The organism is Arthrobacter sp. HMWF013 (assembly GCF_003061105.1).
In the GTDB taxonomy this organism is placed as follows: Bacteria; Actinomycetota; Actinomycetes; order Actinomycetales; family Micrococcaceae; genus Arthrobacter.
Genome location: NZ_QAIQ01000678.1, coordinates 1 through 5,480 on the forward strand (window position 1 = coordinate 1; position 5,480 = coordinate 5,480).

Below are 5,480 nucleotides of genomic sequence, written 5' to 3' on the forward strand. Positions count from 1 at the left end.
ATCCACAGGTCATTGGCCTGTTGGAGAAGCTCAACGCGGCACCCGGGGTCTTCACAGGCAACACCCCCCGCCGGCTGCGCAACGCCGCAGCCGCACGCAACGAGCTTCGCCGGAACATCCGCGGGATCATCAAGATGACGGACGTCAGGATTCCTACACGCGACGGTTCATTTGTTTGCGCTGACATCTTCCGCCCGGCAGACTCCGGCCGGCATCCGGTCATCATGAACAAGGGCTTCTACGGCAAGAGCTTCGACCACGGCGTCATCGGCAGCGAACGGGACGCACTGCGCAAGGAGGAGCTGGAGGACCGGTATTTCTCCGGCAACCCGGATGGCCTCCAATATGAAAATCACGAAAGCGTGGACTCCGCGGTATGGGTGCCGAACGGTTACGTGTGCATCCGTGTGGACGCCCGCGGCGTCGGCAGCAGCCCCGGCAAACAGGCCCCCTTCAGCCTGCAGCACGCCCAGGACTATTACGATGCGATCGAATGGGCGGGAACCCAGTCCTGGTCCAACGGCAACGTCGGGCTGTGGGGCATGTCCTACCTCGCGGTGACCCAACACGCCGTAGCCAGCCTGCAGCCGCCCCACCTCAAAGCCATGGTGGCGCTGGGAACAGACGCCGACCTCTACAACGAAGCCCTCTACGGCGGCGGACTCTTCGGTGAAGGATTCTGGAACTGGTGGAAAGCGGCCATGGCAGGCCACAACTACGTTGGGGAACGCGAGGAAACCGATTGGTGGACACGCATACTGGACACTCCGTTTAACGACCCGTCAGCGTATGGGCCTACCGGATCGGCGTTCATGAGTCCCCAACTCGAGAAGGCAACCGCTCCCGTGTGGATCACCGGCCCGCAGACCGGCGTCGTCATCCACCAGCTGGGCAGCAGCGAAACCTTCATTCACTCCACCGGTGCCCAGGCCAGGAAATTCGACTTCGTCGACGCCTGGTTTCCCCACAGCTACAAGAACTCAACAACCACCGAGCACATGCAGTTCTTCGACCACTGGCTCAAGGGCGTGGACAACGGAATCATGGACGGCGCGCCGGTCCGGCTGCAGATCCGGACTGGCAATGGTGGGCACTACCTCGCCGAGGAAGCCGAGTGGCCCATCGCACGAACCAGCTACCGACGCTGGTACCTGGACGCCAGTCCTTCAGACTGGACAGGCGATGCACGACGCAACGACATCCTCCGCATCAGCCAGAATGCCCCAGCTACAGAAAACTCGGCCAGCTACACGGCAGAGATCGATCCGGGCAAACCCATCCCCGCGCCGACAGGCTTCGTAGGAGGCACTCCACGCTGGTCCACCGGCATCTCATTCATCAGCGACCCGCTGACCGAAGACATGGCGCTGGCCGGCTACATGAAAGTAGGCCTCTCGGTAGCGTCAACGGCCAGCGACATGGACGTCTTCGTGTCCCTGCGCGTCATCGATGAGCTGGACCGCGAAATCCGCTATGAGGCCATGGTCCCGCCCATCGATCCAACCCACATCCATCCCGTCGGGCACGGCCTGCTGAAGGTGTCGCACCGCAGGACTGACGAGACTCGGTCAACGGAATACTGGCCAGTCCACACGCACGCCAAGGAGGATTACCAGCCCCTCGAGGCAGGGGAAATCGTCCCCATCGAAGTCGGACTTAATCCGAGCAGTGCCATGATCCGCAAGGGCTCGCGCCTACGGATTGACGTTCAACCCTATTCACCCGCAGGATTGCCCTCCCGCTCCTACGACGAGAGCTACCACGCCGGCGCGACCAACACCATCTACACCGGTCCCGGGCACCAAGGTTATGTCCAGCTGCCGATCATCCCGCTCAAGTGAACTTTCGAAACGCCCCTGGCGCACCACGAACGGCAACGCCAGCCGACCGGCCCGAACAAAACACACAGGAGATCACAAAGATGTTTTCAACTCACGATACGTCCGAGAGGTTGACCACCATCCTCGAGGCGGTCCGCGCACTCGGGCCCACCTTGCGGGAGCGCGCGCTTGAGGCTGAACGCGCAGGCCGCCATTCAGACCAGACCATCGCCGACCTGGACGCCACCGGTGTCTTTAACATCGGCAGCCCCGCAGAGTTCGGCGGCGACGAACTGTCCGTCCGGCAACAGCTCGACGTCGTGACGGAAATCTCCAAATGGGACGGTTCATGCGGATGGACCGTTTGGGCGGGGGCATCGACGAACTGGATACCCACCGGTTCGGGCGCCCGCATCGTTGAAGAAGTCTACGGTCCCGAATGGGTCGGTCCCCGGGTGGCCGGCTCAAGCCACTTTCCCGCCTCGCGCGGACGTGCACAAAGGGTCGACGGCGGCTGGATCATTTCCGGCGGGCCCTGGACGTTCGGCAGCGACTCGCTCTGGGCACCCTTCACCAACCTCGGATGCATTGCCGATGACGGGGCGGGCCCATACCTTGTGGCCGTCCAGGTGCCGCTCGAGGAACTCCGGTTCCTTGACGACTGGCATGTAGCAGGCATGCGCGCCACAGGCAGCGTTTCCATCACGCTCGCGACCGACGAACTCTTCGTCCCGGAATACCGGGGAATCGACTTCCGTGAGATAACGGCGGGAACGCACGACAACGGCCTGAAAGGGTCCCTGTGGAAAGCCCCCACCCTCGGCTGGGCGTTCAGCCTCATGGCAGGGATGTCCATCGGTCTGGCGCAAGGAGCCCTGGACCGCTTCCTCGACCGCTCCTCCGGCCGGCCGATCCGCGGCACCACCTACAAGAATCAGCTGGAGGCGCCGCTGACACATCTGATGCTCACGGAGGTTCACACCAAAATCCAGTCAGCGACACTCATGGCCCAGGCCAACGCCAGTGAGACCGACCGGCTCGGCGCCCTCGCCGCGGCAGGCACACCGGCTGACCCGGAGTACATGCAGGACTTCAGCGCCCGCGTCCTCGCCGAGACAGCTTACGCGGCCAAATGGTGTGCCGAGGCGATCGAGCTTCTCCAGAGAAACTCCGGCTCGACCGCCATCATGGACAGCGAGCCCATCCAGCGGTCCTGGCGTGACGCGCGCGTCATCACCTTGCACGGAGCGCTGAATCTTGAAGCACTCTCCGAAAACTACGGGCGACTCATGGCAGGCATCCAGCCGCACAATTTTGCCGGTATCACCACCTTGGACCGCTTTGCGCCAGCTGCAGTGAAGAAGGTCAGCTAGCCGCCATCGGCGTCGACAACCTGACCTTGCGCAGCCCGCACCACATCTGAAACAAACAGCACTAACTGAAGCCCCGGGACCAGCGCGTACGCTGGGCCCGGGGCTTCAGCACGCCCACCGTCCCCGGTCTGAAGTGCGAATGCCCGCTGGGGACCATGCGATGCCGGCACTCGCCCCGCGCCTAAACGGTCAGGGCCTCCCCTGGCACTTGGTGATGGCGTCATAACGCACCAAAGCGAATCTGGAAGTGGCCCTGTATGGAGTGAGGCGGACAAAGCATGGAACTGTTCGTTTGCTGGAATCTGACGTCGGCTGCCCACGCCTAAGGGCCGGCCAGGTTCCTCAACCGAGGAACCGGACCGGCCCATGAATTGTCTGGGAGGAGCACCCCCGGAAGGGTGCGTCCTAAATTTCCTGGATTGCCTTGAGGTACCCGATTTCGCCGGCGTCCGCGAACCGGCTGAGCACGTTCAGGTTCATGTCAGGGTTGTGTTCGCCGTCCGGTTCCGGAACCAGGGGGTTGCCGGACCAGGACTGCAGTTTGCAGACGCGCCGCTGGATCCGCCAACCGACATCAGTCCGGACGAGTTCGTCGTCATACCAGCCCGTCCCCATCCAGGTGGAACCCCCTTCAGCCGCGTCCCTGATCAGAAGCCAGTTCCCGTAGCTGAATGCATGGGCTTTGTCGCCGTCAACGTGCACCAATTGACCCATCATGGTGTGCTGGTGGCTGTCCAAGCGGTCGTGGAATTCGGCAAAAGACCGTTTGAAGTTGGAAAGACCCGTCCAAGCAGCACCGGCTGGACCGAACTCGGCAATGACGTCTTCCGCGAAGACGCGGTCGAACAGGTCCCATTGGCGTGCGTCGAGGGCAAAAGCATAGAGATTCAGGACCTCGATAATGGCGGCTTTGTCGTTTTCAATCATGTTTCTTCCTCATCGTTGAGAGTGTTAAGAGTGTCAAAATCCCGCTCGAAGCGGGTGCCACCGCTGGGTCGCGCCGTGCCTAGAAGGTCCCGCTCCTCTCAAGAGGCAGAAGCAGCAGATAATCGGATAAACCATCCGAACCTTTCGGCTCTTTTAAATTGTCCTACTCACAAAATCTTCTGTCAAGCAGCGGCGGGCCGTCGTCACAACGGATTTGCGCGCGTCACCAGGCCCAGTCGTTTGAGCGAAGATCGGTCCCTTCGCTCGACGTGGTGCGGCTCGACAGGTGGTTGCCGTGCTCCGCTACGTGCGCTTCATAGTCACGGAGGAAACCGTGCGCGAAGTCCTGCTCGAAGTCGCGCACCACCGAATGGATGTGGTTGCCGCTGTCGACGGCATTGACCATCTCGACGAGGATCGAGCGCGTTTGCACCCGGAAATAATGCGGCACGCCCCGCACCTGGCCACCTGCCCAGGCGAAGTAGATCCGGGAGGGGCCGTCAGCATCGATCCGGGCACGGTATTCGCCGGCTACCTTCTCGGGGAGCCGGGCCAGATAGGTGTCCAGCAGGCGGTGGAGCGTCATCAACTGGCCGCCCTCGAGCCGGTCGGCGCAGATGCCGGAGGGGTCGGCACGGACCAGCGCCAGGGCTTTCCGGTCCTCTGTGGTGATCTGGTACTGCGGCATTCCCAGGTCGTAGTGGTCCGGGTACTCGAGACTGCCAATGCGGGGCACCTGCCGGGACACGAAGTCAGCCGGCGCCACGTGGTGAATGACGGCGTCCGAGCGCTGGGCATCATTCAATGATTCAAGGAGCCGGAACCCCAGGCCCTCGTCCTCGGCCAAGGGGTTCAGCACGCCGGCATTAATTACCGGCTGCTGCCCAAGGGCACTGGGAGTTGTTGAGATCCAGCGCTGGTTGACAATGGTGATGTTGAGGCACACGTGGTGACCCAGGAAGCGGAAAGACCATGTGTCCTCGAAGCCGGGACGGCCAAAGATCGTCAGGAAATATGAGTCGGACGTGCGCCACAGCGGCGCCGCGACTCCCAGGAAACCGATCTCCTGCTCTCGAAGGACATGCTCCAGTTGCATGATCGCAAGGATTTTCGTGAAGACCTCGTGGGACACCGTGAGGCGGACGAGGTCCATCAGAACGACCTTCTGGTGGCGGTCGAGCCGGTGCATCGGGACGCCTGCCCTGTCGGGCCTCGGAATGATGTCCCAATCGAGACGGCGGGGATCATCAAAGCTGTAGAGGGCTTCGCTGCGCTGATCAGGGGAAAAAGTGTCAATCAGGCCGATCATGCCGACGAGCAGCTTCTGGATCGTTTCCACGTCTTCGTGGGTCCTGCCTGC

General features: G+C 62.2%; 4 protein-coding genes. 2 read left to right on the top strand and 2 right to left on the bottom strand.

Features of this window, described 5'->3' with window-relative positions:
* Together DBR22_RS21990 and DBR22_RS21995 are read left to right on the top strand one after the other, a co-directional pair.
* Nucleotides 1-1,841 (top strand): CocE/NonD family hydrolase (locus DBR22_RS21990; RefSeq protein WP_108600726.1); only part of this gene is annotated, 1,841 nt, incomplete at its 5' end.
* A gap of 80 nt (nucleotides 1,842-1,921) precedes the next feature.
* Nucleotides 1,922-3,193, top strand: a complete 1,272-nt coding sequence (locus tag DBR22_RS21995) for an acyl-CoA dehydrogenase family protein (protein WP_108600727.1) — start codon at nucleotides 1,922-1,924, stop codon at nucleotides 3,191-3,193.
* Nucleotides 3,194-3,598: 405 nt separating this feature from the next.
* Here DBR22_RS21995 and DBR22_RS22000 read toward each other — a convergent pair whose 3' ends face one another.
* On the bottom strand, nucleotides 3,599-4,120 hold the full coding sequence (locus DBR22_RS22000) for a nuclear transport factor 2 family protein (protein WP_108600728.1): 522 nt from the start codon (nucleotides 4,118-4,120) through the stop codon (nucleotides 3,599-3,601).
* 223 nt (nucleotides 4,121-4,343) lie between these two features.
* Nucleotides 4,344-5,480: DUF3500 domain-containing protein (locus DBR22_RS22005; protein WP_219928159.1), on the bottom strand; the 1,137-nt coding region annotated here is incomplete at its 5' end.

What these genes read in the sequence shown, in the direction of transcription:
- DBR22_RS21995 (WP_108600727.1), top strand. Translation starts at nt 1,922, where the DNA reads ATGTTTTCAACTCACGATACGTCCGAGAGGTTGACCACCATCCTCGAG.
- DBR22_RS22000 (WP_108600728.1), bottom strand. Translation starts at nt 4,120, where the DNA reads ATGATTGAAAACGACAAAGCCGCCATTATCGAGGTCCTGAATCTCTAT.